Source organism: Actinophytocola algeriensis, assembly GCF_014203735.1.
GTDB lineage: Bacteria > Actinomycetota > Actinomycetes > Mycobacteriales > Pseudonocardiaceae > Actinophytocola > Actinophytocola algeriensis.
Genome location: NZ_JACHJQ010000012.1, coordinates 1 through 26921 on the forward strand (window position 1 = coordinate 1; position 26921 = coordinate 26921).

At 70.9% G+C, this 26921-nt stretch carries 28 protein-coding genes and 1 pseudogene; 14 read left to right on the forward strand and 15 right to left on the reverse strand.

Annotated elements, in window-relative coordinates; translation table 11 throughout:
- Nucleotides 1–160: 160 nt before the first annotated feature.
- Nucleotides 161–1126: a helix-turn-helix transcriptional regulator gene (locus FHR82_RS41400; protein WP_184816169.1), complete on the reverse strand. Its 966-nt coding sequence runs from the start codon at nt 1124–1126 to the stop codon at nt 161–163.
- A gap of 63 nt (nt 1127–1189) precedes the next feature.
- On the opposite strand from FHR82_RS41400, the pseudogene FHR82_RS47845 reads away from it, so the two are divergent.
- A pseudogene (locus tag FHR82_RS47845) lies at nt 1190–1870 on the forward strand (epoxide hydrolase family protein); the annotation flags it as partial.
- Nucleotides 1871–2374: 504 nt separating this feature from the next.
- On the opposite strand, the gene FHR82_RS41410 reads toward FHR82_RS47845, so the two are convergent.
- Complete coding sequence (locus FHR82_RS41410; protein ID WP_184816170.1) at nt 2375–2998, reverse strand: alpha-ketoglutarate-dependent dioxygenase AlkB; 624 nt, start codon at nt 2996–2998, stop codon at nt 2375–2377.
- A 109-nt stretch (nt 2999–3107) separates the two neighbouring features.
- Here FHR82_RS41410 and FHR82_RS41415 point away from each other — a divergent pair, with 109 nt between their 5' ends.
- Nucleotides 3108–3656 (forward strand): type 1 glutamine amidotransferase domain-containing protein, encoded by a 549-nt coding sequence (locus FHR82_RS41415; protein ID WP_184816171.1) that lies wholly within the window; start codon nt 3108–3110, stop codon nt 3654–3656.
- Entirely contained in the window at nt 3656–4627 is a 972-nt protein-coding gene (locus tag FHR82_RS41420) for a TIGR03557 family F420-dependent LLM class oxidoreductase (RefSeq protein ID WP_184816172.1), read from the forward strand. The genes FHR82_RS41415 and FHR82_RS41420 overlap by 1 nt, the downstream gene beginning before the upstream one ends.
- Here FHR82_RS41420 and FHR82_RS41425 read toward each other — a convergent pair.
- Nucleotides 4624–5805 carry an L-talarate/galactarate dehydratase gene (locus FHR82_RS41425; RefSeq protein ID WP_184816173.1) on the reverse strand — a complete coding sequence of 394 codons (1182 nt, stop codon included), beginning with the start codon at nt 5803–5805 and terminating at the stop codon, nt 4624–4626. The two genes, FHR82_RS41420 and FHR82_RS41425, sit on opposite strands and share 4 nt — an antisense overlap.
- A gap of 18 nt (nt 5806–5823) precedes the next feature.
- Here FHR82_RS41425 and FHR82_RS41430 point away from each other — a divergent pair, with 18 nt between their 5' ends.
- Complete coding sequence (locus tag FHR82_RS41430; RefSeq protein WP_184816174.1) at nt 5824–6147, forward strand: DMT family transporter; 324 nt, start codon at nt 5824–5826, stop codon at nt 6145–6147.
- A gap of 38 nt (nt 6148–6185) precedes the next feature.
- On the forward strand, nt 6186–6683 hold the full coding sequence (locus FHR82_RS41435; RefSeq protein ID WP_184816175.1) for a TetR/AcrR family transcriptional regulator: 498 nt from the start codon (nt 6186–6188) through the stop codon (nt 6681–6683).
- Here FHR82_RS41435 and FHR82_RS41440 read toward each other — a convergent pair.
- From FHR82_RS41440 to FHR82_RS41460, 6 genes are all read right to left on the reverse strand, one after another.
- Nucleotides 6673–7683 (reverse strand): methyltransferase, encoded by a 1011-nt coding sequence (locus FHR82_RS41440; RefSeq protein ID WP_311771535.1) that lies wholly within the window; start codon nt 7681–7683, stop codon nt 6673–6675. The genes FHR82_RS41435 and FHR82_RS41440 overlap by 11 nt on opposite strands.
- A gap of 175 nt (nt 7684–7858) precedes the next feature.
- Nucleotides 7859–7978, reverse strand: coding sequence for an MFS transporter small subunit (locus tag FHR82_RS48305; protein WP_446471863.1), 120 nt, complete (start codon nt 7976–7978; stop codon nt 7859–7861).
- A 4-nt stretch (nt 7979–7982) separates the two neighbouring features.
- Nucleotides 7983–9392, reverse strand: coding sequence for an OFA family MFS transporter (locus FHR82_RS41445; protein ID WP_184816176.1), 1410 nt, complete (start codon nt 9390–9392; stop codon nt 7983–7985).
- A 99-nt stretch (nt 9393–9491) separates the two neighbouring features.
- Nucleotides 9492–10415: a LysR family transcriptional regulator gene (locus FHR82_RS41450; RefSeq protein WP_184816177.1), complete on the reverse strand. Its 924-nt coding sequence runs from the start codon at nt 10413–10415 to the stop codon at nt 9492–9494.
- A gap of 47 nt (nt 10416–10462) precedes the next feature.
- Complete coding sequence (locus FHR82_RS41455; RefSeq protein WP_184816178.1) at nt 10463–10627, reverse strand: hypothetical protein; 165 nt, start codon at nt 10625–10627, stop codon at nt 10463–10465.
- 49 nt (nt 10628–10676) lie between these two features.
- Nucleotides 10677–11435 (reverse strand): N-acetyltransferase, encoded by a 759-nt coding sequence (locus FHR82_RS41460; RefSeq protein ID WP_184816179.1) that lies wholly within the window; start codon nt 11433–11435, stop codon nt 10677–10679.
- A 142-nt stretch (nt 11436–11577) separates the two neighbouring features.
- Between FHR82_RS41460 and FHR82_RS41465 the strand changes: the two genes are divergently transcribed.
- Nucleotides 11578–12372: a three-helix bundle dimerization domain-containing protein gene (locus FHR82_RS41465; protein WP_311771536.1), complete on the forward strand. Its 795-nt coding sequence runs from the start codon at nt 11578–11580 to the stop codon at nt 12370–12372.
- On the opposite strand, the gene FHR82_RS41470 is transcribed toward FHR82_RS41465, so the two are convergent.
- Together FHR82_RS41470 and FHR82_RS41475 are read right to left on the reverse strand one after the other, a co-directional pair.
- Nucleotides 12355–12708, reverse strand: coding sequence for a hypothetical protein (locus FHR82_RS41470; protein ID WP_184816180.1), 354 nt, complete (start codon nt 12706–12708; stop codon nt 12355–12357). The two genes, FHR82_RS41465 and FHR82_RS41470, sit on opposite strands and share 18 nt — an antisense overlap.
- An 8-nt stretch (nt 12709–12716) precedes the next feature.
- Nucleotides 12717–13220 carry a hypothetical protein gene (locus tag FHR82_RS41475; RefSeq protein WP_184816181.1) on the reverse strand — a complete coding sequence of 168 codons (504 nt, stop codon included), beginning with the start codon at nt 13218–13220 and terminating at the stop codon, nt 12717–12719.
- A gap of 66 nt (nt 13221–13286) precedes the next feature.
- Here FHR82_RS41475 and FHR82_RS41480 point away from each other — a divergent pair, with 66 nt between their 5' ends.
- The gene (locus FHR82_RS41480; RefSeq protein ID WP_311771537.1) at nt 13287–13736 is read left to right on the forward strand and encodes a MarR family winged helix-turn-helix transcriptional regulator; all 450 of its coding nucleotides are present in this window, start codon (nt 13287–13289) and stop codon (nt 13734–13736) included.
- Between the two features lie 19 nt (nt 13737–13755).
- Here the strand turns inward: FHR82_RS41480 and FHR82_RS41485 are convergent, their stop codons facing one another.
- The 3 genes from FHR82_RS41485 to FHR82_RS41495 all read right to left on the reverse strand — a co-directional run bounded on the left by FHR82_RS41485 (nt 13756) and on the right by FHR82_RS41495 (nt 18242).
- The gene (locus FHR82_RS41485; protein WP_184816183.1) at nt 13756–14973 is read right to left on the reverse strand and encodes a M50 family metallopeptidase; all 1218 of its coding nucleotides are present in this window, start codon (nt 14971–14973) and stop codon (nt 13756–13758) included.
- 117 nt (nt 14974–15090) lie between these two features.
- Nucleotides 15091–16908 (reverse strand): DNA helicase RecQ, encoded by a 1818-nt coding sequence (gene recQ, locus FHR82_RS41490; protein ID WP_184816184.1) that lies wholly within the window; start codon nt 16906–16908, stop codon nt 15091–15093.
- Between the two features lie 215 nt (nt 16909–17123).
- The gene (locus tag FHR82_RS41495; RefSeq protein WP_184816185.1) at nt 17124–18242 is read right to left on the reverse strand and encodes a winged helix DNA-binding domain-containing protein; all 1119 of its coding nucleotides are present in this window, start codon (nt 18240–18242) and stop codon (nt 17124–17126) included.
- 52 nt (nt 18243–18294) lie between these two features.
- Here FHR82_RS41495 and FHR82_RS41500 point away from each other — a divergent pair, with 52 nt between their 5' ends.
- From FHR82_RS41500 to FHR82_RS41530, 7 genes are all read left to right on the forward strand, one after another.
- Complete coding sequence (locus FHR82_RS41500; RefSeq protein ID WP_184816186.1) at nt 18295–19239, forward strand: helix-turn-helix transcriptional regulator; 945 nt, start codon at nt 18295–18297, stop codon at nt 19237–19239.
- A 108-nt stretch (nt 19240–19347) separates the two neighbouring features.
- Complete coding sequence (locus FHR82_RS41505; protein WP_184816187.1) at nt 19348–19776, forward strand: YciI family protein; 429 nt, start codon at nt 19348–19350, stop codon at nt 19774–19776.
- Nucleotides 19777–19786: 10 nt separating this feature from the next.
- The gene (locus tag FHR82_RS41510) at nt 19787–20173 is read left to right on the forward strand and encodes a YciI family protein (RefSeq protein WP_184816188.1); all 387 of its coding nucleotides are present in this window, start codon (nt 19787–19789) and stop codon (nt 20171–20173) included.
- A 16-nt stretch (nt 20174–20189) separates the two neighbouring features.
- Complete coding sequence (locus FHR82_RS41515) at nt 20190–21443, forward strand: RNA polymerase sigma factor (protein WP_184816189.1); 1254 nt, start codon at nt 20190–20192, stop codon at nt 21441–21443.
- Nucleotides 21440–22465 carry a LacI family DNA-binding transcriptional regulator gene (locus FHR82_RS41520; protein ID WP_225943865.1) on the forward strand — a complete coding sequence of 342 codons (1026 nt, stop codon included), beginning with the start codon at nt 21440–21442 and terminating at the stop codon, nt 22463–22465. Before FHR82_RS41515 ends, FHR82_RS41520 begins: the two co-directional genes overlap by 4 nt.
- A gap of 67 nt (nt 22466–22532) precedes the next feature.
- Nucleotides 22533–24554 (forward strand): bifunctional aldolase/short-chain dehydrogenase, encoded by a 2022-nt coding sequence (locus tag FHR82_RS41525; protein WP_184816190.1) that lies wholly within the window; start codon nt 22533–22535, stop codon nt 24552–24554.
- A gap of 5 nt (nt 24555–24559) precedes the next feature.
- Nucleotides 24560–25930, forward strand: coding sequence for a rhamnulokinase (locus FHR82_RS41530; RefSeq protein WP_184816191.1), 1371 nt, complete (start codon nt 24560–24562; stop codon nt 25928–25930).
- A 97-nt stretch (nt 25931–26027) separates the two neighbouring features.
- Here the strand turns inward: FHR82_RS41530 and FHR82_RS41535 are convergent, their stop codons facing one another.
- On the reverse strand, nt 26028–26837 hold the full coding sequence (locus tag FHR82_RS41535) for a glycoside hydrolase family 16 protein (RefSeq protein ID WP_184816192.1): 810 nt from the start codon (nt 26835–26837) through the stop codon (nt 26028–26030).
- Between the last annotated feature and the right edge of the window lie 84 nt (nt 26838–26921).

Below are 26921 nucleotides of genomic sequence, written 5' to 3' on the forward strand. Positions count from 1 at the left end.
CGATCTACCGGAGACCTCATCTATTTGATCAACGACACGCCGGAACAGGCCACACCCAGGCCATCAGCCGGTCACGACTTCGATACAGGCCCTAGCTGCGGGGCAGGGGCCGACCGCATCGCGGGCGACACGGCGGCCGTGGGCTTCGAGCCCGGGTTTGTCAGAGTGTCGTGGCTCGTTGGTAGCGTTCTGCCAGTTCCTTCAGGTGGGTTCTGAGTTCCGGTGGGTTCCTGACCTCGAAGTCGTAGCCCAGTAGTCCGATGTGGACTGCCAGGCTCGCCATGGTGTCGGAGCCCGTGTCCAGCAGGCACGTGTGGTCGTCGATCGCGGTCACCACGCCCACTGCCGGGTTGGTCCTTGCGACGACTTCTGTTGCCGGGGCGTGGACTTTCACTTGTGCTCGGTGGCGCCACGCTGCCGCCGAGACCCTGCCCGCCACGTAGGCCGCCAGGTCTTCTTGTGGTAGTGGCCTTGGGCGGAACTTCGGGCCCGCCGGTTGTCTGGGCGGGCCCATGCGGTCTGCTCGGAAGGTGCGCCAGTCGTCCTTGTCCAGGTCGTAGGCGACCAGGTACCAGCGGCGGCCCCAGTTCGCCAGGCGGTAGGGCTCCACCCGCCTTCTCGATGACTCCTCGCGGTGGGTTTCGTAGTCGAAGCGGATGGTCTCGTGGTCTCGGCAGGTCAGGGCCAGTGCCGCCAGCAACTCCGGGTCCGCGGTCGGGGTGTTGCCGTAGCGGGGGACCGCGACCGTCTGGCTGTGCAGTGCGTTGACCTGCCTGCGCAGGCGGTGAGGCAGTACCTGCTCCAGCTTCGCCAGTGCTCGCTGGGACGTTTCCTCCACGCCTTCGATGGCGCCGCTTGTCGCGGTGCGAAGACTCAGGGCCACCGCCACCGCTTCCTCGTCGTCCAGGAGCAGGGGCGGTAGTTCCGCGCCCGCGCCGAGGCGGTAGCCGCCCACGTTGCCCCGCGTGGCCAGGACCGGGTAACCCAGGGTTCGAAGTCGTTCCACGTCGTTGCGGATGGTGCGGGGGCTGACGTCCAGGCGGTCCGCCAGTTCCGTGCCTGTCCAGTCGCGTGGGGTCTGCAGCAGGGACAGCAGGCGGAGGAGTCGTGCCGAGGTTTCCAGCATGGATCTCAGTCTGCCACCGTATTAGGCACGGAGTTTGCCTAATGGGGTTCTAGCGTTCTGGTCATGACGAACAGCACCGAGATCCATCCCTTCCGCATCGACGTTCCGCGGGCCGACCTCGACGACCTTCGCGACCGCCTGGCTCGTACGCGCTGGACCGAGGAACTGCCCGACGCCGGGTCGGACTACGGGGTCGGGGCCGACTACGTGCGCAGGCTCGCGTCGCACTGGTTGAACAGCTACGACTGGCGTGCCTGGGAGGCCAAGCTGAACGCCCACCCGCAGTTCACGACCGAGATCGACGGGCAGAACATCCACTTCCTGCACGTCCGGTCGGCCGAGCCCGGGGCCTTCCCGCTGATCCTCACCCACGGGTGGCCCGGATCGATCGTCGAGTACCTCGACGTCATCGGGCCGCTCACCGACCCGCGTGCACACGGGCTCGACCCCGCGCTCACGTTCGACGTCGTGGTTCCCTCCGTGCCCGGGTTCGGGTTCTCCGGGCCGACCACGGAACGCGGCTGGAACCTCCAGCGCGTGGCCCGTGCGTGGGCCGAGTTGATGCGTCGGCTCGGGTACTCCCGCTACGGGGCCGTCGGGAACGACGGGGGCTCGATGGTCTCGCCCGAGGTCGGGCGGGTCGACGCCGTGCACGTGGCCGGGGTGCACGTGACCCAGATCTTCTCCTTCCCCAGCGGGGATCCCGCCGAGTTCGAGGGCATGACCGACGACGAGCAGGCCGCCATGGCCCACCTCCAGTGGTTCCACGAGAACCTCGGGGCGTTCGGCCAGCTGCAGGGCCAGCAGCCCCAGACCGTCGCGCACGCGCTCGCCGACTCGCCCGCCGGGCTGATCGGGTGGAACGGTCAGCTCTTCGGCGACGGGGTCGACATCGAGTTCGCGCTCACGAACATGGCGATCTACTGGTTCACCGGCACGTCCGCCTCATCGGCGCGGTTCTACTACGAGAACGCGCACGCGGACACACCGACCGAACCGACCACCGTGCCGCTCGGGCTCGCGTCGTTCGCGGGGACTTCAAGTCCATCCGGCGGTTCGTCGACCGTGACCACAAGAACGTGGTGTCGTGGCACGAGTACACCGTCGGTGGGCACTACGCGGCGCACCAGGCGCCGGACGTGCTCGTCGACGACCTCCGCGGGTTCTACGGCGGGCTGCTCGCCGAGGACACGGAACCCACCGGGTGAACCGCCAGGCACGTCCGGTTCCGGCCTGCGTGGCATGTCCTCAACGGACACCGCGTGGCCGGAACTGGATGCTGATCCTCGGGCCCACCGGTTTGGTCGTCTTCGGCACCGCGTGTTCCCACGTGCGCTGGCACGAGCCGCCCATGACGATCAGGTCGCCGAGGCCGAGTGCGTGGCGGAGGGTCGGGCCGCCTCCGCGCGGCCGGAGTAACAGTGCCCTCGGCGCGCCGACGGAGACGATCGCGACCATCGTGTCCTCGGAGTTGCCGCGGCCGATGCGATCTCCGTGCCAGGCAACGGAATCACGGCCGTCGCGGTAGTAGCACAGGCCCGCGGTGCGGAACGGTTCGCCGAGTTCGGCCGCGTAGTGGTGGCTCAGCGCGTCACGGGCCCTCGTCAGCACCGGGTCCGGCAGCGTGGCTTCCTCGTCGTAGAAGCAGAGCAGCCGCGGCACGTCGACGTGCCGGTCGTACATCCGGCGGCGCTCCGCCCGCCACGGCACACCGGCGGCCAACCGGTCGAACAAGGTGCCCGCTCCGGTCAGCCAGCCCGGGCGCACGTCCACCCACGCGCCGTTCGACAGGTCGGTGCGGCGGATGGGGGACAGGGACCGGAGACCGACCTCGTCGAGGTCGTCGAGCAGTGAACCTTGGAGCGCGGACATGGCGACCACCCTACACCCCTTTCGAACAGGTGAGCGAGATGGTTAGTCCCGTGGGTCCCGGGGTAGCCGCCAGACCGAGGCTGACACGGAGACGAAAGGGTGAGCGAGCATGCCTGCTATCGAAGGCAAGAGGGTCGCCTTCCTGGCCACCGACGGCGTCGAACAGGTCGAGCTGGACCGGCCGTGGAGGGCCGTCGCCGAGGCAGGCGGGCACCCCGAGCTGGTGTCCCTCGAAGCCGGTGACATCCAGGCCTTCAACCACCTGGACAAGGGCGACACCAAGCACGTCGACAAGGCGATCGACGACGCCAGTCCCGACGCCTACGACGCGCTCGTGCTGCCCGGTGGCGTGGCCAACGGCGACTTCGTCCGCGCGGACGAGCGGGCCGTGCGGTTCGTCCGGCAGTTCGCCGAGACGGGCAGGCCGATCGCGGTGATCTGCCACGGCGGCTGGGTCCTCGCCGAGGCGGACGTGGTGCGCGGCAGGACGATGACCTCGTGGCCGAGCCTGAAGACCGACCTGCGCAACGCGGGCGCCACCTGGGTGGACCAGGAGGTCGTCACCGACAACGGCCTGGTCTCCAGCCGCAATCCCGGCGACCTCGACGCGTTCTGCGCGAAGGCCGTCGAGGAGATCGCGGAAGGCGTGCACGTCTGATGCACCGCTTCGGCTACACGCTCATGACCGAGCAGGCCGGGCCTCGTGCGCTGGTGCGCCACGCGCACGAGGCCGAGCGGGCCGGGTTCGACTTCGAGGTCATGAGCGACCACTACTTTCCGTGGCTCACCGAGCAGGGACATGCCTCGAACGCGTGGGCGACCCTCGGCGCGGTGACCCAGTCGACGGAACGCGTCGAGCTGATGACCTACGTGACGTGCCCGATCATGCGGTACCACCCCGCCGTGGTCGCCCAGCAGGCGGCCACCGTGCAGTTGTTGTCCGGCAACAGGTTCACGCTCGGGCTCGGTGCCGGCGAGAACCTCAACGAGCACGTCGTCGGCCGCGGCTGGCCGCCGGTGAACGTCCGGCACGAGATGCTCGTCGAGGCCGTCGAGATCATCTCCGCGCTGTTCGACGGCGGCCACGTCAACTTCGCGGGTGACCACTTCCGGGTGGACTCGGCGAAACTGTGGGACCTGCCGGACATCCGGGTGCCGATCGCGGTCGCGGTCTCCGGTGACCAGTCCGTGCACCGGTTCGCGCCGCTCGCCGACGCGATGATCGCCGTGGAGCCGGAGGCCGGGCTGTGCGAGGAGTGGGACCGCACCGGCAAGCAGGGCACGCGGAAGATCGCGCAGCTGCCGGTCTGCTGGGACGCCGACCGGGACGCGGCGATCACCCGCGCGCACGAGCAGTTCCGCTGGTTCGCGGGCGGCTGGAAGGTCAACGCCGAACTGCCGGGGCCGGCCGGTTTCGCCGCCGCGACCCAGTTCGTCACGAAGGACGACGTCGCCGACAACATCCCGTGCGGCGACGACCCGGACGCCGTCGCGGCGGCCGTGAAACCGTTCCTGGACGCGGGTTTCACCGATGTCGCGCTGGTCGGCATCGGCGGTGACCACCAGGACGGGTTCCTCGCCGCCGCGAAGGAGCGGATCCTGCCCGCGCTGCGTGCCCTCTCGGGTTAGACCGACTCGGCGAACTCGATCCGGTCGGTCGTCCACACCCGTGAGCGCTCGCTCAGCGTGAGGCCGATGCCGGGCCGGTCGGGGACGGCCACCGCGCCGTTCTCGACGACGAGCTTCTCGTTGAACAGCGGCGCGAGCCGGTCGACGTGCGCCACCTGCGCGGTGCCCGGGTAGGCGGCCGCGAGGTGGACGTGCAGCTCCGTCGCGAACTGCGGGGCGAGCGTCAGGTGGTGCTGGTCCGCCAGCGCGGCCACCCGCAGGAACGGGGTGATGCCGCCGATCGTGGCCGCGTCCGGCTGCAGGACGCCTGCCGCCTCGCCGGTCATCAGCAGCCAGTGCTCGCCGACGCTGGTGGCCGCGGAACCCGCCGCGACCGGGGTGGCCAGCGCACCCGTGAGCGCCGCGTGGCCCTTCGTGTCGTGCTCGTCGAGCGGATCCGCCAGCCACAGCAAGGAGAACTCGTCGAGGCGGCGGCCGGTCCTGCCGGCCTGTCCACGGTCCCACCGGTGGTCCGCGCTCGCGATGAGCGGCACGTCGTCGCCCAGTGCCTCCCGGACCGCGCGCACCCGCTCGAGGTCGTGCGCCACGTCCCGCGCGCCGACCGCGACGGCGACGCCGCCGACGCCCTGCTCCAGCGCGCGCCTGGCGTTCTCGATGACGTGGTTGACCGGCACCGAAAGAGATCCACCGGACGTGGTGTGACACGACACCGCGTCACGGTGACTGCCCAGCAGCTTCGCCAGCGGCAGGTTCGCGCGCTTGGCCTTCAGGTCCCACAGGCCCACGTCGACGGCGCCGATCGCCTGCGCGGCGAGCCCGGTCCGGCCCGCGGACGCGCCCGCGGCGACCAGCTTCTCCCGTACCCGGCCGATGTCGTTGGGGTCCTCGCCGAGCAGCAGCGGCGCGATTTCCTTGGCGTGCGCGTAAAGCGCGGGCCCACCGGCCCGGGTGGCGTAGCTGAAGCCGAGGCCGGCATGGCCGTCGGTGGTGCCGAGCTCGGCGAAGAGGAACGCCACCTCGGTTACTGGCTGCCGCCGGCCGCCCACCGCCTTCTCGTCGCCGATCGGCGAGCTGAGCGGCAGATACACCAGCGACAACCGGACTCGGTCTATTCGGTCTCCTGTGCGCACCCGGCTAAGCCTATCGTGGTGTACATTCGTACTAGTACAGATGTACATCTACCGGGAGTAGTGCACATGCCGTATGTGTTCCTGCTGGTCGCGATCGCTTTCGAGGTGGTCGCGACCAGTCTGCTCAAGGCCACGGAGGGGTTCACGAGGCTGTGGCCGACGGTCGCCGTCCTGACCGGGTACGTCGCCGCGTTCGCCGCGCTGGCCTGGGCGGTCAAGCAGAACCTGCCGGTCGGCGTCGCGTACGCGATGTGGTCGGGCCTCGGCACGGCGGCCATCGTCGCGATCGGCGTGGTGTTCCTCGGCGAGCCCATCAGCGTGCAGAAAGTGGCGGGCGTGCTGCTGGTCATCGGTGGCGTCGCGGTGCTGAACCTGGGCGGTGCGCATTGACCGCCCGCCGCGACCCGGAGGGCAGGTGCCGCAAGATCGTGACCGCCACCGTGCGTGCGATCGCGGACGTCGGCATCGGCAACGTCACCCACCGCAAGATCGCCGCGCTGGCCGGTGTTCCGCTCGGCTCGACCACCTACTACTTCCCGACACTCGACGACCTGGTCGCCGCCGCGCTGCGCGAGGCCATCGAGTGCGCGCGCGCCGAGCTGGAGGCGTGGGCCGAGGAGCTGATGGCCAGCGACGACGTGGTCGGCACCTTCGTCGACGTGACCCGCCGCCACCTCGACGACCGGGAACCGGTGCTGCTCGAGTACGAGCTGTACCTCGCCGCCGCGCGCTCACCCGAGCTGCGGCCCGTCGCCCAGCTGTGGATCGACGGCCTGCGCGGCATCTGCGCCCGGTTCGCCGGCAAGGACCGGGGATTCGCGCTGGCCGCGCTCATCGACGGGCACATGATGCAGGCCTTGGTCACCGATGAACCGCTCGACGCCGACGCGTTCCGCGCAGGCGTCGAGCGGCTGGTCAACGGCTGAGCCGCCACAGGGACACGGTCTCGCCGCGGTTGTTCCGGTGCCGAGGCACCGTGTCCAGGCGGCCGGCGACCCGCAGTCCCGCCCGGTCGAACCGCTCGAGCAGGTCCGCGCGGGTGCGCAGCCCGTACCGCTCGGCGAGGTCGGAGAGGACCAGCCACCCCTCGCCGCCGGGTGCCAGGTGCGTGCCGAGTCCGTCGAGGAACCCGGCGAGCACACGCCCGCCGGGGTCGTACACGGCACCGTCGAGCGGCGACGCGGGTTGGGCAGGCAGCCACGGCGGGTTGCACACCACGAGCCCCGCCCGCTCCGGCGGGAACAGGTCGGCCTCGCGGATCTCGGCGGGCAGCCCGGCGAGGTTCTCCCGCGCGCACGCCACCGCCCGCGCCGAGACGTCGGTGGCGACGATCCGGCGCACACCGCGCCGCGCGAGCACCGCGGCGAGCACGCCGGTGCCCGTGCCGATGTCGAGCGCGAGGTCCGCACCGGGCAGGGGCGCGGCGGCCACGAGGTCGACGTACTCCTGCCGGGTCGGCACGAACACGCCCCAGTGCGGGTGGATGTACCGGTTCAGCGCGCGCACCCACACCCCGCGCCGCCGCCACTCGTGCGCGCTGGCCATGCCGAGCAGCTCACGCAGTGCCAGCAGGCGGTCGGTGACGGGGCCGCCCGCCGCGGCCGCCACCGCGTCCCGGACGTCAGGCGCGCCGGGCAGCGCCACCCGGCCGGTGGCGTCGAGCGGCACGACGACCATGCCGAGCACGCGGGTGCGGGTGCGCCGCTGTTGCCGGTAGCGGAAGAACGACACCTCCGGGTCGGCAGGCTGCCGGTCGAGGCGGCGCCGCATCCCGTCGAGCAACCGGCGCGCGGCGGGGAACGAGCCCTGCCAGAGGATGCCGACGCCCTGCGAGGCGTGGCGGAGTGCCTGGTCCACGGTCAGCGACCGGACCGGTTCGAGGTGCCGAGGGCAGGCGAGACCCAGAGCGGTGTACCACGGTTTCACGAAGACTCCTGGAACAGGAGCCGTCCTCGCACGGAGGCGAACCCGACAACCCGGAGAACCGGATCACCAGGACAACTCGGTCAACCGTCCGAGGACGGCCGGAGGAAGGGGCGGCCGTCACACGGACGGCGGCCACCAGTCCAGTCGCGCTGCTTCGTGAAACACGGTGGGAAGCCTAGCCGCCGAAGAGGGGCAGGATCGACTTGATGGTCTGGTACAGCGCGTAGACGATCGGGATGCCCACGACCAGCCAGGAGATCACCAGGCGCGGGGTCTGGTTCTGCGTCTCGGTCATCGCGTCATCCCTTCGCCTGCTGTTCGGCTTCCGCGAACGCGTCGGTGTGCCCGGACTCGTGGAACTTCGCCGCGACCGGGCGGACCAGCAGGTTCGCGACGAAGCCGACCGCGAGCACGCCGATCATGGTGAACAGGGCCGGACGGTAGTCGCTGTAGACGAGCTGGCCCGGTTTGCCTTGTGCGTCGAGGAAACCGTTGATGATGAGCGGGCCCGCGATGCCCGCGGCGGACCACGCGGTGAGCAGCCTGCCGTGGATGGCGCCGACCTGGTAGGTGCCGAACAGGTCCCGCAGGTACGCCGGGACGGTGGCGAAACCGCCGCCGTAGAAGGAGATGATGACACCGGCCAGCAGCACGAACACGGCGGTGGCGCTGTGCCCGGCGACGGCGAGCAGGAAGTACAGGACCATGCCGACGCCGAGGTACATGACGTACGTCGGCTTGCGGCCCAGGAAGTCCGAAGTGGACGACCACGCGAAGCGGCCAGCCATGTTGAAGATCGACAGCAGGCCGACGAACGCGGTCGCCGCGGTCGTGGCGACCGTCGACGTGCCGCTCTCGCGGAAGAAGTCCTGGATCATCGGGCTCGCCTGCTCGAGGATGCCGATGCCCGCGGTCACGTTGCAGAACAGCACCGTCCACAACAGCCAGAACTGCGGTGTCCTGATCGCGTTGGCCGCCGAGACGTGCGCGGAGGTGACGAGCGGCTTGGCCTTGAGCTTCGCCGGGTCGAAGCCCTCCGGCCGCCAGCCCGGTGCCGGGACGCGCACGTTGAAGACGCCGAACATCATCACGATGAAGTAGACGATGCCGAGCGTGAGGAACAGCAGCGCGACCGAGCTGCCCGACGCCACCGACTGCGAGTTCGACGGGTCGTAGTCGCTGTCGTACAACGACATCAGCTGCCGGGACAGGGGCGACGCGACGAGCGCCCCGCCGCCGAAGCCCATGATCGCCATGCCGGTCGCGAGGCCCGGCCGGTCCGGGAACCACTTGATCAGCGTGGACACCGGCGAGATGTAGCCGATGCCGAGGCCGATGCCGCCGATGAAGCCGTAGCCGAGGTACACGAGCCACAGCTGAGTGGTGGTGATGCCGAGCGAGCCGACGAGGAAGCCGGACGCCCAGAAGCACGCGGACGTGAACATCGCCGCTCGCGGGCCCACCCGCTCGACCCACGTGCCCATGACCGCCGCCGAGACGCCGAGCATCACGATGGCGATCGAGAAGATGATGCCGATGGCGGTCAGGCTCGTGTCGAAGTGCTGGACGAGCGCGTTCTTGTAGACGCTGGTCGCGTAGGCCTGGCCGATGCAGAGGTGGATCGCCAGCGCGGCGGGCGGGATCAGCCAGCGGCTGTAGCCCGGTTTCGCCACGGTGTGTTCGCGGTCGAGGAACGACAGGGCGGCCACGACCCACCTCCATGTGCTGCCTTGTTGATCGTGGCGCACCGTACTGACGAAAGTCGTTGAGAGTCAAAACAATTTGATTGATGGGGCGATAAACACCGTTTATCGGACGTACGTTGTGAGAAGTTGGTCCAGTTTCTCCTGGATGTCGACGCGGCTCGTGGCGTCCAGCAGGGCGCGGGCGAGCATCGGCTCGGGGTCGCGGTCGGCGAGGACGAGGCCGACCTGGTTCGTGGCGTGGGGCCGGTCCAGCGGCACCACCGTCAGACCGTCGGGCACCCCGAACAGGTACAGCCACGCGTGGGCGATGACGCTGGACCACCGCCCGGTGGCGACGTGCGCGTAGATCGCCGAGACCGTGTCGGTCTCCACGGACGGGCTGACCGTCACCCCCGCCTCGGCGAAGTTGCGGTCGAGGATCCGCCGGTTCTGCATGACCGACGACAGCAGGCACAGCGGCGTGTCGACCAGCTCGCCCCACCCGACCGAGTCCCGGCCGGCGAACGCGCCGTCGGACGGCGTGAGCAACAGGTAGCGCTCGCGGTAGAGCGGCCTGACCCGGACCGTGCCGAGCGGCTCACCGTCCACATAGGTCAGCCCGATGTCGAGGTCGAACTCGGCGAGCCGGTGCACGATCTCCCGCGAGGACAGCGACTCGATCGAGATCCGCACCCGGGGGTGGTCGGAGAACATGGGCGCGGTCAGCAGCGACGCCATCGTCTGCGCGGTGGGGATGGCGCCGATGCGCAGCACGCCGGACAGACCGCCGCGCATGCTGGCCAGTTCGTGGCGCAGCGCGTCCTGCTCGGCCAGGATGCGGTGCGCCCACAACAGCACCTGCTTGCCCTCGGGGGTGAACCCCTCGAACCGCTGGCCCCGCTGCACGATCTGGACGTCCAGCTCCGCCTCGAGCTTGCGGATGGCGGCCGACAGCGCGGGCTGCGACACGTGACAGGCCTCGGCCGCCCGCCCGAAGTGCCCTTCACGGGCGAGCGCGCTCAGGTACTCGAGCTGGCGCAGCAACATGGGCAGAGCCTAGCCGTGCACACCGGTCCCTCCCGGTCCCGGAGGACCTACCCGCTCGCACTGGCGGGCCATGGACGATGGCTGCCGGGGCCGGACGACCGCGTGGTGAAGCCGCCCGCCACCGCCAGCACCACGATGCCGGTCGTCGCGAGCTCGGCATTGCCGTGGAACGCGATCAGGACGCACAATGCCGTCCACACAAGGGTTCTCATACCACTGACGTTAGGTTCCCTGCCTCGGGAACCCTCCCGGGCGCGCGCGTCAGGTCAGGCGGTGGCGTACCCAGACGCCGGGTTCCACGTACACGGCGTGGTCGTGTTCCACGCTGCAGTGCACGGGGACGAGGGCACCGGGCACGAGCACGTCGCCGGTCCGGTCGAACGGCAGCCCGGTCCACTCGCGCCACTCGGCGAGTGTGCCGGGGATGACCATGGCCCGCCCGCACACGCCGACGATCTCGCCGCCTGCCCGCACGTGCACGCGCAGCCAGGGATCGGCGGGCAGGCCGTCGTCGCGGGCGCGGAAGGCGTAGGTGCTCATCGGGGTGTGCGGTTCGCCCGCCTTGCCGGTCGGCCGCACCGGGGCGACCAGCTCGTCGAACCCCAGCCTGCCGGCGTTGTTCCGCAGCGCGTCGAGCAGCACCGGTGCGAGGCCGTGACCGCGGCGGTCCCGGCGAATCGTGATCTCCAGCGCGGACACCAGGTTCGGCGCCCGCCCGGCCGCCAGGTCGAGCGCGCCCCAGCGGATCACGCCGTCCCAGCCGTCGGCCGGGAGTTCCTCGCGGCCCGGCGACCCGAACGCGAACGGCACCGAGAACGCCCTGGCCACGGCGACGTCCGGGGCCGAGGCCTCGTACGCGACCAGCGCGTGCCCGGGGTGGTCCCGCGGCGCGTGCGTGAAGTAGAAGTTCGCGACCGGATCGGCGCGCATGAAGGCGGGCCACTCGTCGTCGAGTTGCCAGAGCAGCTCGGTCAGGTCCGGTCGCTCGTCGATCGGCACGACGATGAGCTCGTTCGCCACGGCGCAACTGTAGACACCGGCGCGGGAGGGGCCGGCCGTCTCCGGCGTGCCGTGACGGACGTCATCCGGTGGGGGCGACAACGCGGGGTACCCCGGCGCTGAGGCATGCTGATCCGGTCGGGTCAGCCAGGAGGAGGTCGCGGTGCCGACTGCGGACACGCTGTGTGAACCGGAACCACCACTGGTGAGCCGGATCGAGGAGCGGCTGGGTCGCGCCGACGTGCCGAGAAGCGTGCTCGCCGAGTGTGTGCGGGACGCGTGGTCGGCCTTCGAGCACGCCAGGGTGCAGCTGTTCGTGCCGGTCCTGGTCGAACGCGCGGTGCGGGCCCGCATCGGGTGGCTCGCCGACGCCGGTGACGTGCCGCTCGCCGACGTGTCGCTGCGGACCTGGGCGTGGCTGACCGCCCGCCACCTGCTGGCCGGGGAGCTGCCCCGGCGCTGGGCGCACACGTGCGGTGTGGCGCGGCGGGCCCAGCAGATCGCGCCCGCGTTCCCGGCAGGCGAGGGGGACGTGCTCGTCGCGTCGGCCTGGCTGCACGACATCGGGTACGCCGCCGCGGTCGAGGTCACGGGGATGCACCAGGTGGACGGTGCCCGCTACCTCGTGGGGCGCGGCGTGCCGTTCCGGGTGGCCGCGCTGGTGGCCCACCACGCGGGTGCGGCGGCCGTGGCGGACCTGACCGGTCTGGCCGACGCGCTGGCCGTGTACGACGACGAGCCCACCGCGGTGCGGGACGCGCTGTGGTACTGCGACATGACGACCGGCCCCGACGGCAGGCCGATGACCTTCTCCGAACGCATGACCGAACTGCGCATCCGCCGGTCCGCGGACGATCCCGTGGTGCGTGCGCTGGCGGTCAACGAACGTGAGCGTGCCGCGGCGGTGCGCCGGACCGAGAACCTGCTCCGCCACGCCGGGCTAGTGCTCGCGAGCTGACCTCCGCCGGTCCACGACCGCGTCCACGAGGATGGCCACGCCGATGGCCGCCGCGACGAGCGCGAGCGGACTGGCCAGCGGTGCGGACAGCACGAGCGCCACGCCCGGGACGATCCGGTGCGACCGGGGCGCGATGACGCAGGCGAGAAGCGTGCCGACGGCCAGCAGCAGGACCGGGATCAGCACCAGCGAGAAGATCGCGACGTAGCCGTGCGGGTCGTCGTCCGCCACCACGTCATCGTTGCCGCTCAGCAGCAGCGTTGCCCGGATCACCGCCCACCCCGCGACGGCGAGCCCGGCGAGGAGCAGGCCGCGCCGGACCGCGTTCGTGCTCATCGTCCAGGTTAAACACGGACGGGGGTCGCCTGTTCGGTGTTCCGCAACATCTGGCGGGCGAGTCCCACCCACCAGACGAACGTCAACGCGATCATGGTCGGGTTCTTCACGAACAGCAACACGGCCAGGTAGGTCGGCCGCGCGTCGTCGGAGAGCAGCCCACCGACGACGCTCTCCGCGAACACGTCGAAGATCAGGAACGCCACCGAGACCAGCACGCCCTGGATCACGAGGCTCCGCCAGTGGTGGTGCGCGAAGGTCGACAGGCTGGCCCAGCGCCACGGGGTGTCGCGCATGGCCAGGCGCCAGATCACCGCGAGCAGCAGCAGTCGGGTGGCCATCACGACGACCTCCGAGACCAGGGCGAGCGGGCCGGGGATGCCCCAGTTCACGGCCACGAGCCGCTGCACGGACGCGACGAGCGAGAGTCCGGCGATCAGGGGGAGATGGCGCAGGTAGAACCGCCACGTCCAGCGGGGTACGTCGAGCGCCAGCGTCAGTTCGGTCCTCATCGGGGTCCCTCCTCGGACGAATTTATTTCAGCATACCGAAATATTCAGGATGCTAAAGTGATCTCCGTGACGCAAGGAGACTCGCTGGGGCGGGAGCTGAGCACCGCGGTCGTGGCGTTCCACGAGGCGGTGGGGGCCTACCTCGGGGTGAGTGCGGTGGACCAGCGGGCGCTGGGGGTCATCGGCGCGCGAGGGCCGCTGTCGGCGGGGGCGCTGGCGAAGGAGATCGGCCTGACCCCGGGCGCGGTGACGGGCATGGTGGACCGGTTGGAGCGGGCCGGTCTGGTGGAGCGCGCACCCGATCCCGCCGACCGCAGGCGCGTGGTCATCACCGTGGCGGCCAAGGGGCGGGGGGCCTTCGGCGAGGTGTTCGGCGGTCTGTCGACGGCGATGAACGCCATGGTGGGGCGGTACTCGGTGGCGGAGCAGCAGGTGATCGCGGACTGGGTCACCCGGACGATCGACATCCTGCGCGAGCAGACCCGGGAACTGAGCCGCCGTACGTCGAAGCGCTGAGGGGCGGCCTCCGCCCGGCCTACTGGGTGATTCTGATCGGGTTCACGATGTCGGCGGTGACCGTCAGCAGCAGGACGGCACCGCCGATCATCACCAGCACCATCGTGATGCCGGAGAGTCTGGTGTAGTCGACCGGCGCGGCCGCGGTCTTGCCGCGCCGGTCGCGCAGCCAGTTGCGGACGTGTTCGTACCACGTGACCGCGATGTGCCCGCCGTCCAGTGGCAGCAGTGGCAGCAGGTTGAACACGCCCATGAAGAAGTTCAGGCCCGCCAGCAGGAGCAGGAACACCTGCCACAGCCCGGCTTCCACCGCCTCACCGCCGATGCGGCTCGCGCCGACGACGCTGACCGGGGTCTCCGGGTCACGTTCGCCGCCGAAGATCGCTTCCACGACCGCCGGGATGCGTTGCGGGAACTCGACGAGCTTCTCGAAGGTCTGCGCGAACATGTCACCGGCGAACGTCGCGGTGCCGCCGAGTGCGGACCAGGCCGAGTAGTCGAACGACCGGGTCGCCGTGACGCCCGCGACGCCGACCTGTGCCACGGCCGCCTCGCCGTCGGACGTGGTGACCGGGCGGTCCACCCGGGGGACGTCGACGGTCAGCCGCAGTGTCTCGTCGCCGCGTCGCACCACGAACGGGGTCGGGCCGTCGGCGCGCTGGATCTCGTCGACCATCGCGCTCCACGTCGGCGTCGTGACCCCGCCGACCGACAGCACCTCGTCGCCCGGCCGCAGGCCCGCGGCCTGTGCGGGACCGCTCTCACCGGGGCCGCACGCCGGGTTCGCGAGCTGCTCGTTGGACGTCGCGTCGTGCACGCACGCGGAGACCTGGGAGACGACCGGTTTCTCGGCGAGGTTCGGCAGGCCGAACGTCACGGCCATCGTGTAGAGCACGATGAACCCGAGCAGGAAGTGGGTGAACGGCCCGGTCGCCATCACGACGGTCCGCTTCCAAGTCTTCTGCCGCCACATCGCGCGCGGCTCGTCCTGGGGGTCGACCTCGTCGAGCGCGGTCATGCCCGCGATCTCGCAGAACCCGCCGACGGGGATCGCCTTGAGCCCGTACTCGGTCTCACCGCGCCGGAACGACCAGAGCCGCGGCCCGAACCCGACGAAGTACCTGCGCACCTTCATGCCGAACGCCTTCGCGGTCAGCAGGTGGCCCGCCTCGTGCAGTGCGAGCGACACACCCACGCACAACGCGAAAAGCACCACGCCGATGATGTACGCGAGCACATCCGCCCCTCTCGCCTGCCGTTCCGGCGAGCCTACGCAGCACAGGTAAAGCGGCTGTTCAGGCCGCTGGCCGCGGCGTGACCGGGTGCGTCGCTCCTCGCTTTCGCCCTGCCCCGGTCACTCAGCCAGCGTGTCCAGCACCTGCTGTCCGAACTTGGCGAGTTTGTTCTCGCCGACGCCGTTGATCGTGCCCAGTTCGGCCAACGTCGTGGGGCCTTCCGACGCGATCTGGCGCAGCGTCGCGTCGTGGAAGATGACATAGGCCGGGACGCCCTGCTCCTTCGCTGTCGCGGCGCGCCAGGATCGGAGCTTGTCGAAGACCGGCTGCGTCTCCGGGGACAGTTCCTGTTGTGGCGCCTTGGGCCGGGACGTCTTGGCCGCGCGTTTCGGTTCCTGGCGCAGCCGTACTTCGCGTTTGCGGGCCAGTACCTCGCTGCTCGCGTCCGTGAGGACCAGCGTGCCGTGGTCGCCTTCCACCGTCAGCAGGCCCTGCGCCAGGAGCTGGCGGATCACGCCGCGCCACACCGGTTCCGCGTGTTCCGTGCCCACGCCGAACACGGTGAGGGAGTCGTGGCCGAACTGCTGGATCTTGGCCGTCTGACGGCCAAGCAGGATGTCGACGATGTGGCCGACACCGAACTTCTGGCGGCGTTCCCGGTCGAGGCGGAACACCGCGGACAGAACCTTCTGCGCCGCGATCGTGCCGTCCCACGCCTCCGGGGGGCTCAGGCACGTGTCGCAGTTGCCGCACGGGGAGGCTTCCTGGCCGAAGTAGTTCAGCAGCTGCACTCGCCGGCATTCGACGGTCTCGCACAGCGCGAGCATCGCGTCCAGGTGGGTGCCGAGCCGCCTGCGGTGGGCGTCGTCGCCCTCCGAGGTGGCGATCATCTTGCGTTGCTGCACCACGTCCTGCAGCCCGTACGCGAGCCACGCCGTCGACGGTTGGCCGTCGCGGCCCGCCCTGCCGGTCTCCTGGTAGTAGCCCTCCACCGACTTCGGCAGGTCCAGGTGGGCGACGAACCGGACGTCGGGCTTGTCGATGCCCATGCCGAACGCGATGGTCGCCACGACCACGAGGCCGTCCTCGCGCAGGAACCGGGCCTGGTTGCGCGCTCGCGTGCGCGCGTCGAGGCCCGCGTGGTACGGCAGCGCCTCGATCCCGTTGTCCGAGAGGAACTGCGCGGTGCGTTCCGTCGACGCCCGCGACAGGCAGTAGACGATGCCCGCGTCGCCCTTGTGCTCGGTGGTGAGCAGCTCGAGCAGCTGCTGTTCCGGGCGGTTCTTCGCCACGATCCGGTACTGGATGTTGGGGCGGTCGAAGCTCGACACGAAGTGCCGCGCGTCGTCCAGGTTCAGCCGGTGCGCGATCTCCTTGCGGGTCGCGCCCGTCGCGGTCGCCGTCAGCGCGATCCTCGGCACCGCCGGCCACCGCTCGTGCAGCCGCGACAGCTCGAGGTAGTCCGGGCGGAAGTCGTGACCCCACTGCGCGACGCAGTGGGCCTCGTCGATGGCGAACAGCGAGATCTTCCCGCGGTCCAGCAGCCGCAGCGTGGACTCGACCTTCAGCCGTTCTGGCGCCAGGTACAGCAGGTCCAGCTCGCCTGCCAGGAACGCCTCCTCGACCGCGTGCCGCTGCCCGAAGTCCTGCGTGGAGTTGAGGAAGCCCGCCCGCACGCCGAGCGCGGTGAGCGCGTCGACCTGGTCCTGCATCAACGCGATCAGCGGCGACACCACCACGCCGGTGCCGGGCCGGACCAGCGCCGGGATCTGGTAGCACAGCGACTTGCCGCCACCGGTCGGCATCAGCACGAGCGCGTCGCCACCGCTGACCACCTGCTCGATGATGTCCCGTTGGTTCCCCCGGAACGCGTCGTAGCCGAACACGCGGCGCAGCGTGTCCAGCGCGGGCTGGGTCGCGGTCTCGGGGAGAGTCACGCGGCGATTCTAGGGCCGCGCACCGACAAGGCCGGAGAGTTGTCCACAGGTCAGTGTCCTGAGTCGAAAGTTCGGCGCGCTTCTCGGCGGCCCAGCTTCCCGCTGGCGGCGTTGCCGGAAGGCCCAAGCACAACTACGGTACGAGAGACCTTCCGGCGCCTTGCCAGCGGAAACCTGGATCCCCCGATAAGCACACCAACTTCCGACTCAGGACACTAGGCGTGTCCACCCACGGTGACCTCGCCGATCGTCAGCACCGGCGTGGCGCCGAGGATCGTGCCGATGCGGTCGGCCTGCGTCTCCAGTTCGCGCCGACGGGCCGCCGTCAGCCGGATGAACGGCTCGACCGTCAGCGCGACCCGTTTCCCCGACCGCTTCTGGTGCCACCGCCCGCCTACCACCCCGTCGGCCAGCAGCACCTGGAAGTTGCCCTTGGCGCGGGTCGCGGCGAGGCCCGGGTTGAGGCGAACGCGGTCGTTGCCGACGGCGTAGGCGTAGGTGTCGAAATACGGCAGCAGCCGCAGCCCGCGCGGCGGTTCCTCGGGCACCGCCGTGTCATCCGCCGACACCCACGCGGTCTCGCCCGCCACCGCCACGGGCGACAAGTCAGCCGACCTGAAAACCTCGCGCGCCCACGCGTCGGGCGCGTTCAGCCAGTTCGCGAACCGTGCGGGCGTGGACGGACCGAAGGCGTGCAGGTACCGGCGGAGCAGCCACGCGACCGGATCGGCAGGCGGCTCGCCACCGGAAGCGGGCGGCGCGGTGTAGGTGGTCATGCGGCCGCGGTTCGGGCCGAAGCACACGAGGCCGCGGTTCCCGGCGAGCGGCAGCGCCTGGCGCCACCTCGGCCACTTGCCGCCGAACGCCTCCATCACCGGGTCCCCGGCCCAGGAGCCGGTCGCCGCGACCACCGCGTCCGACAGTTCGTCGATGGTCAGGGTGGTGTCGCGGACCGCGTCCTCGACGGCGGCGAGCACCTGTTCCGTCTGGTCGCGAGTCATGCGTATTGGTTCCGGCATGGCCGGGGTCGACGACGGCACCGAGGACAGCGCCGCGATCCACGCGGGCAACTCGGCGGCGGGCAGCAGGTGCACGGTGCCGCGCGGCCCGAACGTCTTCACGAGCGTCCGGTCCCGCCACAGCGCGGCCTGGACCGTCTCGCGCGTCGCGTCCGGCAGCCGCAGCGCGATCGACAGTTCCGCGGCGGACAGCACCTGGGAGTGCGTGCCCGCCACCGCCGACACGACCTCGGCTGGACCACCGGGGAGCGGCGCGGCGAGGCCGTGCCGGTCGAGCCGTCGTGCACACACCTGCGACCAGGTCATCGACATCATGGCCACACGCTAACGGCGAACTAGGTCAGGATCGGTCCCATATGCTCCGGTCATGAGCGCCGGTCGTCTCCTCGCCCTGCTGTCCCTCCTCCAGACACCGAGGGAGTGGCCGGGCAGCGAGCTCGCCCGCAGGCTGGCGGTCAGCCCGAGGACCGTGCGGCGCGACATCGAGCGGCTGCGCGACCTCGGGTACCCGGTCGAGGCGACGATGGGCGCCGAGGGCGGGTACCGCCTCGTGGCCGGCTCCGCGGTGCCGCCGCTCCTGCTCGACGACGAGGAGGCGGTGGCGATGGCGGTCGGCCTGCGCGCCGCCGCCGGGCAGGCGGTGCAGGGCATCGAGGAGGCGTCGGTCCGCGCGCTCACCAAGCTCGAGCGGGTGCTGCCGTCGCGGCTGCGGTACCGGGTCGGCGCGCTCACCTCCGCGACCGTCCCGCTCATCACCGGCGAACAGCAGCCCGTTGATCCAGGTCAACTGACCGGGATCGCGAGCGCGGCCACCAACCACGAGCGGCTGCGCTTCACCTACTCCGATCACGACGGCACGGAGACCAAGCGGCACGTCGAGCCGTACCGGCTGATCGCGGCGGGCCGGCGCTGGTACCTCGCCGCGTTCGACCTCGAGCGCGACGACTGGCGACTGTTCCGGGTCGACCGTATTGCGAACGCGCTGCCGACCCGCGCCCGCTACGAGCCGCGCGAGCTGCCGGAAGGCGACCCCGCGTCGTTCGCCACCAGTAAGCTCTACTCCCTCGCGCCCACCTACGAGGCGGTGGTCGTCGTCGACCTGCCAGCGGACCGCGTGCCCGCCCACCTCGGCACGGCGCAGCCGGTCGACGATCGCCGCAGCCGGGTGCGCGCGGGCGCGGACACCCTCGAGTGGCTGGCATATCGGTTCGCCACGGCGGGCTGCGAGTTCACCGTCGAGGAACCCCGCGAGCTGGTCGACTACCTGCGCGAACTGGGGAGTCGCGTGGCTCGGGCGACAAATCGAGAATGAGGTGTCGAAACCCGGTCCGGTCGTTCGACGTGAGGTCAGCGGCCAGGTTTCGGCGCGAGTTCGCCCCCCGCGCGAGACAGGAAAGGCGAGACAGGAAGGACTGAACGCATGCGCTTCATGGTCATCCGCAAGGCAGACGAGGAAACCGAGGCCGGTGTGGCGCCGAGCCAGGAGCTGCTCGACGCCATGGGCCGCTACAACGAAGAAATGATCAAGGCCGGCGTCATGTTGTCCGGCGACGGGCTCATGGCCTCCAGCAAGGGGGCCAAGGTGCGGTTCTCCACCACCGGGAAGACGACGGTGATCGACGGTCCTTTCGCCGAGGCGAAGGAGCTGGTCGCCGGATATTCGATCCTCGAGGTCGACTCGCTGGCGGAAGTCATCGAATGGGTGAAGAAGTGGCCGGTCGAGGACGGCCACGGCAACGCCGAGATCGAGATCCGCCAGATCGCCGAGATCGACGACTTCGGTGACTCGATGACCGACGAGAACGTCGAGCACACCCGGCGCCTCCGCGACCTGACCGACGGCAAGTAGAGGAGGACCTATGCGATTCCTTGTGATGGTGAAGGCGGACGAGGGTTTCGAGAAAGGTGCGGTCCCGTCCGCGGACGAGCTGGCGGCGATGGGGCGGTACAACGACGAGCTGATCAAGGCGGGTGTGCTGCTCGCCGGTGAGGGGCTGCTCGAGTCGGCGCGCGGTGCGCGGGTCAAGTTCACGAACGGCATCCCGACGGTGATCGACGGCCCGTTCGCCGAGGCGAAGGAGCTGGTGGCCGGGTTCTGGCTGCTCGACGTCAAGTCCAAGGAGGAGGCGATCGAGTGGGTGAAGCGGGTCCCGTGCGTCGGCGGCGCCGAGTCCGCCATCGAGATCCGCCAGGTCTACGAAGCCGAGGACCTCATCGCCGCGGTGAACACGAACCACGGGGAGTAGCTGCTTTGATAGGCGCATGCCGACGCTGGAGACCCAACGTGCGATAGACGCCGTGTGGCGCATCGAGTCGGCCCGGCTCATCGCCGGGCTCACCCGGATGGTGCACGACGTCGGCCTGGCCGAGGAGCTCGCGCAGGACGCGCTGGTCGCGGCGCTGGAGCAGTGGCCGGAGTCGGGTGTCCCGGACAACCCGGGCGCCTGGCTCATGGCCATCGCCAAACGGCGCGCCATCGACATGTTCCGCCGCCGCGAGACGCTGACACGCAAGGTCACCGAGATCGGCCGCGATCTGGAGACCGCCGAGCTGCCCACCGCGGAGCCGGACTTCGACGCGATCCACTCCAACATCTCCGACGACCTGCTGCGCCTGGTGTTCATCTCCTGCCACCCGGTCCTGTCCACCGAGGCCAGGGTGGCGCTCACGCTGCGCCTCCTGGGCGGCCTGACCACCGACGAGATCGCCCGCGCCTTCCTCACGCCGGAGGCGACGATCGCGCAGCGGATCGTGCGGGCCAAGAAGACCCTCGCCCAGAAGAAGATCCCGTTCGAGGTGCCTGCCGCGAGCGAGCTGGAGGAGCGGCTCGCGTCCGTGCTGGAGGTCGTCTACCTGGTCTTCAACGAGGGCTACGCGGCCACCGGCGGTGACGACTGGATGCGGCCCGGGCTGTGCGAGGACGCGATGCGGCTCGGCCGGATCCTCGCCGAGCTGGTGCCCAAGGAGCCGGAGGCGCACGGCCTGATCGCGTTGATGGAGATCCAGGCCTCCCGGGCCCGGGCGAGGACGACGTCGGACGGTACACCCGTACTGCTCAACGACCAGGACCGGTCGCGGTGGGACCAGCTCCTGATCCGGCGCGGCCTCACGGCACTGGAACGCGCGGCCGAGCTCGGGCAGCCCATGGGGCCGTACGTGCTGCAGGCGGAGATCGCCGCGTGCCATGCCAGGGCACGCACCCCGGAGGAGACCGACTGGGTGCGGATCGCCGCCCTGTACGCGCGCCTGGTGCAGCTCGTGCCCTCGCCGGTCGTCGAGCTGAACCGCGGCGTCGCGCTGTCGATGGCGTTCGGCCCGGAGGCCGGGCTCAAGGTCGTCGACGAGCTCGTCGACGAACCGTCGCTGAGGAACTACCACCTGCTGCCCAGCGTGCGCGGTGACCTGCTGGCCAAGCTCGGCCGGGCCGAGGAGGCACGCGCGGAGTTCGAGCGGGCCGCCGGGCTCACCCGCAACGAGCGGGAGCGGGCACTGCTGCTGAAGCGGGCGGCGGAATGACCGACAACACCCCTGGCATGAAGGACGTCGCCGCGGTCGCGGGCGTGTCCATCGGCACCGTGTCGAACGTGCTGAACCGCCCGCAACTGGTCAGCGAGGCGACGCGGCTGCGCGTGCAGGCCGCGATCGTCGAGCTGGGCTTCGTCCGCAACGAGACCGCGCGCCAGCTGCGGGCGGGGCACAGCAGGACCATCGCGTACGTGGTGATGGACGCGGCGAACCCGTTCTTCAACGACGTGGCGCGCGGTGTCGAGGAGGAGGCCCGCGCCGAGGGCATGGTCGTCTACCTGTGCAACTCCAACCAGGACGGCAGCCGCGAACGCGAGTACCTCGAGCGGCTGCGCGAGCAGCGGGTGCAGGGCGTGCTGATCACGCCGATCGACCCGGTCGGCGAGCGGCTCGCGGAGATGCCCGGCCGCGGCATGCCGGTCGTGCTGGTCGACTGCCAGTCCGCCGACGAGTCGCAGTGCTCGGTCGCGGTCGACGACGTGCTCGGCGGCGAGCTGGCCATGACCCACCTGCTCGAGACCGGGCACGAGCGGATCGCGTTCGTCGGCGGCCCCATGACCGTGCAGCAGGTCCGCGACCGCCACGAAGGCGCGCGACAGGCCACCCTGGCCGTGGACCGGCCGGTCGAGCTGGTGCGGATGGAGACCGAGGCGTTGACCGTCGCGGAGGGCAGGCGTGCGGGGGAGCGGCTCGTCGGGCTGCCTGCCGAGCGGCGGCCGACCGCCGCGTTCTGCGCCAACGACCTGCTCGCGCTCGGCCTGCTGCAGGTCATGACCCGGCAGGGGCTGTCGGTGCCGAAGGATCTCGCGGTCGTCGGCTACGACGACATCGAGTTCGCGGAGGCGGCCGCCGTGCCGCTCACCTCGGTGCGCCAGCCGAGGGAGCTGCTCGGCAGGACCGCGGCGCGGTTGCTCCTGGAGGAGGCGTCCGGCGAGGCGTCGCACAAGCACCAACAGGTCCGGTTCCGGCCGGAGCTGGTCGTGCGGGCGTCGACCCGGATCCACCGGCCTTGACACCCCCGGCACGGCTCCACCATGCTGATGGCCGCATTGAAACGTTTAACTCGAAGCCGAGGGCGGCATGACTGACCAGGTCGAGGCGTTGTTGCGACGGAGCAACCGGCTCGGATCCGATCCCCGCAACACCAACTACGCCGGCGGCAACACGTCCGCCAAGACCACCGCCGCTGATCCGGTCACCGGCACCTCCGTTGAGCTGTTGTACGTCAAGGGATCCGGCGGCGACCTCGGCACGCTGACCGCGGACGGCCTCGCGGTGCTGCGGCTCGACCGCCTCCGCGCGCTGACCGGTGTCTACCCGGGTGTCGAGCGCGAGGACGAGATGGTCGCCGCGTTCGACTTCTGCCTGCACGGCAAGGGCGGCGCGGCACCGTCGATCGACACCGCCATGCACGGCCTGGTCGAGCAGGCACACGTCGACCACCTGCACCCCGACGCCGGCATCGCGTTCGCGACCGCCGCCGACGGGCCCGAGCTGACCCGCCGGTGCTTCGGCGACCGCGTGGTCTGGGTGCCGTGGCGGCGGCCGGGATTCCAGCTGGGGCTGGACATCGCGGCCGTGCAGCGGGACAACCCGCGGGCCATCGGAGTGATCCTCGGCGGCCACGGCATCACCGCCTGGGGTACCACCACCGACGAGTGCGAGGCCAGCTCGCTGGAGATCATCGCCACGGCCCAGCGCTACCTCGACGAGCACGGCAGGCCCGACCCGTTCGGCGCCGTCGTGGTCGAGACGCTCGCCCCCGCCGACCGCGCGCTGCTGGCCGCACGCATCGCCCCGGCCGTCCGCGGTCTCGTGTCCACCGACCACCCGCAGGTCGGGCACTTCACCGACTCGGCGGGGGTGCTGGACTTCCTCGCCCGCGAACGCCTGGGTGAGCTCGCCGCGAAGGGCACCAGCTGCCCCGACCACTTCCTGCGCACCAAGGTCCGCCCGCTCGTACTCGACGTGCCGCCGACCACCCCGCTGGAGGCGCTCCTCGCGCGCCTGCGGGAACTGCACGAGGCCTACCGCGCCGACTACCGCGCCTACTACGAGCGCTACGCCGACGCGGACAGCCCGCCCATGCGCGGCGCCGACCCGGCCATCGTGCTGGTGCCCGGCGTCGGCATGTTCAGCTTCGGCGCGGACAAGCAGACCGCGCGCGTCGCGGGCGAGTTCTACGTCAACGCCATCAACGTGATGCGGGGCGCCGAGTCGGTCTCGGCCTACGAGCCGATCGAGGAACGCGAGAAGTTCCGCATCGAGTACTGGGCGCTGGAGGAGGCGAAGCTGCGCCGTCGTCCCAAGCCGAAGCCCCTCGCCACCCGCGTCGCGTTCGTCACCGGCGGCGGCTCGGGCATCGGCCGCGCCACCGCGCTGCGGCTCGCGGCCGAGGGCGCGTGCGTGGTCGTCGCCGACCGCGACCCGGACTCGGCGAAGCAGGTCGCCGAGGAGATCGGCGAGACCGGGCTCGCCGTGACCGTCGACGTGACCGACGAGAACGCGATCGCCGCCGCGTTCCGTACGGCTGTACTGGCGTTCGGCGGCGTCGACCTCGTGGTCAACAACGCGGGTCTGTCGGTGTCGAAACCGTTGCTGGAGACCACGGAGGAGGACTGGGACCGCCAGCACGACGTGATGGCGAAGGGCTCGTTCCTCGTCTCGCGTGAGGCCGCGCGGATCATGGTCGAGCAGGGCATCGGCGGCGACATCGTCTACATCTCCAGCAAGAACGCCGTGTTCGCCGGCCCCAACAACGTCGCGTACGGGGCGGCGAAGGCCGATCAGGCGCACCAGGTCCGGCTGCTCGCCGCCGAACTGGGCGAGTACGGGATCCGCGTCAACGGCATCAACCCGGACGGCGTGGTCCGCGGCTCCGGGATCTTCGCGGGCGGCTGGGGCGCGCAGCGCGCCGCCGTGTACGGGGTGCCGGAGGAGGAGCTGGGTGCGTTCTACGCCAAGCGAACGCTGCTGAAGCGGGAGGTGCTGCCGGAGCACGTGGCGGCGGCGGTCGTCGCGCTGTGCGCCGGTGACCTGTCGCTGACGACCGGGTCGCACGTCCCGGTGGACGCCGGGGTGGCCGCGGCCTTCCTGCGGTGACGGCGATGCGGAACGTCCGGGTCGCCGCGGCCGACCTCGGTGCGGCCAGCGGCCGGGTGATCGTCGGCGAGGCCGGCGCGGACTCGCTGGCGCTGCGGGAGGTGCACCGGTTCCCGAACCGTCCGGTGCGGGCGGGGCGCACCCTGCACTGGGACATCCTCGCGCTGTACCAGGGAGTTCTCGACGGGTTACGCGCGGCCGGGCCGGTCGACGGGATCGGCATCGACTCGTGGGCCGTCGACTACGGGCTCCTCGACGCGGACGGCGCCTTGCTCGGCAACCCGGTGCACTACCGCGACGAGCGGACCGCGGGCGCGAAGGGCAACCTGGAACGCCTCGGCGCGCGGGAGCTGTACGCGACGACGGGGCTGCAGTTCCTGCCGTTCAACACGATCCACCAGCTGGCCGCCGAGCCGCGGCTCGGGATCGCGCACCGGCTGCTGCTGATCCCGGATCTGCTCGCGTACTGGCTGACCGGGGAGCAGGGCGCGGAGGTCACCAACGCGTCGACGACGCAGCTCCTCGACGTGAAGACCCGCAGGTGGGCGACGGGCCTGATGGCGAACGCGGGCGTCGATCCCGCGCTGTTCCCCGAGTTGCGGGAGCCCGGGACGGTGATCGGGGACGCGGACGGCACGCCCGTGATCGCCGTCGGCTCCCACGACACGGCGTCCGCGGTGGTCGGCGTGCCCGCGGAACACGAGCGGTTCGCCTACATCTCGTGCGGCACGTGGTCGCTGGTCGGGGTGGAACTGGACACGCCGGTGCTCACGGAAGCCAGCAGGGAAGCCAACTTCACCAACGAGCTGGGCGTCGACGGCACCGTCCGCTACCTGCGCAACGTGATGGGGTTGTGGCTGCTGCAGGAATGCGTGCGCGAGTGGGGTGCGGACACCGGGGAGTTGTTGCGGGAGGCGGAGAAGCGGCCGAGGGCGGCCGTGATCGACCCCGACGACCCCGTGTTCCTGCCGCCCGGCGCCATGGCCGCGCGGATCGCCGACGCGTGCGAGCGGGCGGACCAGCCGGTGCCCGAGGACCGGCCCGCCATCGTGCGGTGCGTTGTGGACAGTCTGGCCGACGCGCACCGGCGGGCCGTCGAGGACGCGCAGGCGTTGTCCGGCAAGGCGGTCGACGTCGTGCACATGGTCGGCGGCGGCGCCAGGAACACGTTGCTGTGCCAGTTGACCGCGGACGCGTGCGGCCTGCCGGTGGTCGCGGGTCCGGTCGAGGCGACCGCCATCGGGAACGTGCTCGTGCAGGCGAGGGCGCTCGGCGCGCTGGCCGGTGACCTGACCCGGCTGCGCGCCCTGATCAGGGCCACGCAGCCGGTCACCCGCTATCAGCCAGTGCCACGCCCTCGCTCCGCTCGCGGGTGAGGCGGCCTGATCCGGTGTCTTCCCTCCTGCGCTGCTCGGGCGGCTCGCTTCGCTCGCGGCCCTCCGCTGCTCGTCAGTCCAGACACCGGCGGCCGCCTCACAGCGCGTAGACCCGCGCCCAGTCCACCTCGTAGACCGCGGGCTGCAGGTCGTCGCCGTAGAAGTTGTCCAGCTGGATGGTCTGGTGCATCGACGGCGCGCACTGGATGCAGTCACGCACGTCGTTGGCACCGCCCGAGAAGCTGAACCACTCCTCGCCGTCCACGAAGCCCTTCACGTGGTCCGGCGTCCACTCGACGGCGATGTTGTGCCACTGCGACAGGTCCACGCCGCACAGCTGCGCGTGTTCCTGCTGCACCGGCGCGTCCGCGTCGTGCGGGTAGTGGATGAACGCCTCCGCGCAGTCCTCGCCCGGGGCGCCGTTCTCCAGGTAGTCGTACTCGCCGTCCTCCGGCCACCGGTCCGAGTCCGGCCACAGGATCAGGAGCGGGTGGTACTGGCGGCCGTTGTTCTCTCCCACGGCCTGCGATCGGACGCGGGCCTCCCAGCGCCCGTACTGCTGCCCGAAGTGGGACGCGAGCCAGCCGGAGTCGCCTTTCGCCTCACCGGTCTGCCGCAGCACACCGCCGACGACGCGGGTGTTCCTGTCGCACCGCTGCCCGTTGCCGGCGTGGCCCGGCCAGCACTGGTCCACGCCACCGCCAGCGAGTGACCACTTCTCCTGGTCCGGCACCGCGGGCTCGGTCTCGGAGCCGTAGTCGAACTCGTCCGAGCCCGCCGCGATGGGCTCGCCCCAGCCGTACCGCCCGGCCGCCGAGTCCGGCTCGGCCGCGGAAGCGGGCAGTGCCACCAGCACTCCGGACAGCACCACGGCGGCCCCGAGCGCGAGGAGCAGGCGTTTCTGCATCGATTGGTCCTTTCCCCGACGTACACGTGCGGTGACCAGCGTCGTCGCCGCCGGCTGCGGGGATACGGGCGTGGCAGGTTCCTG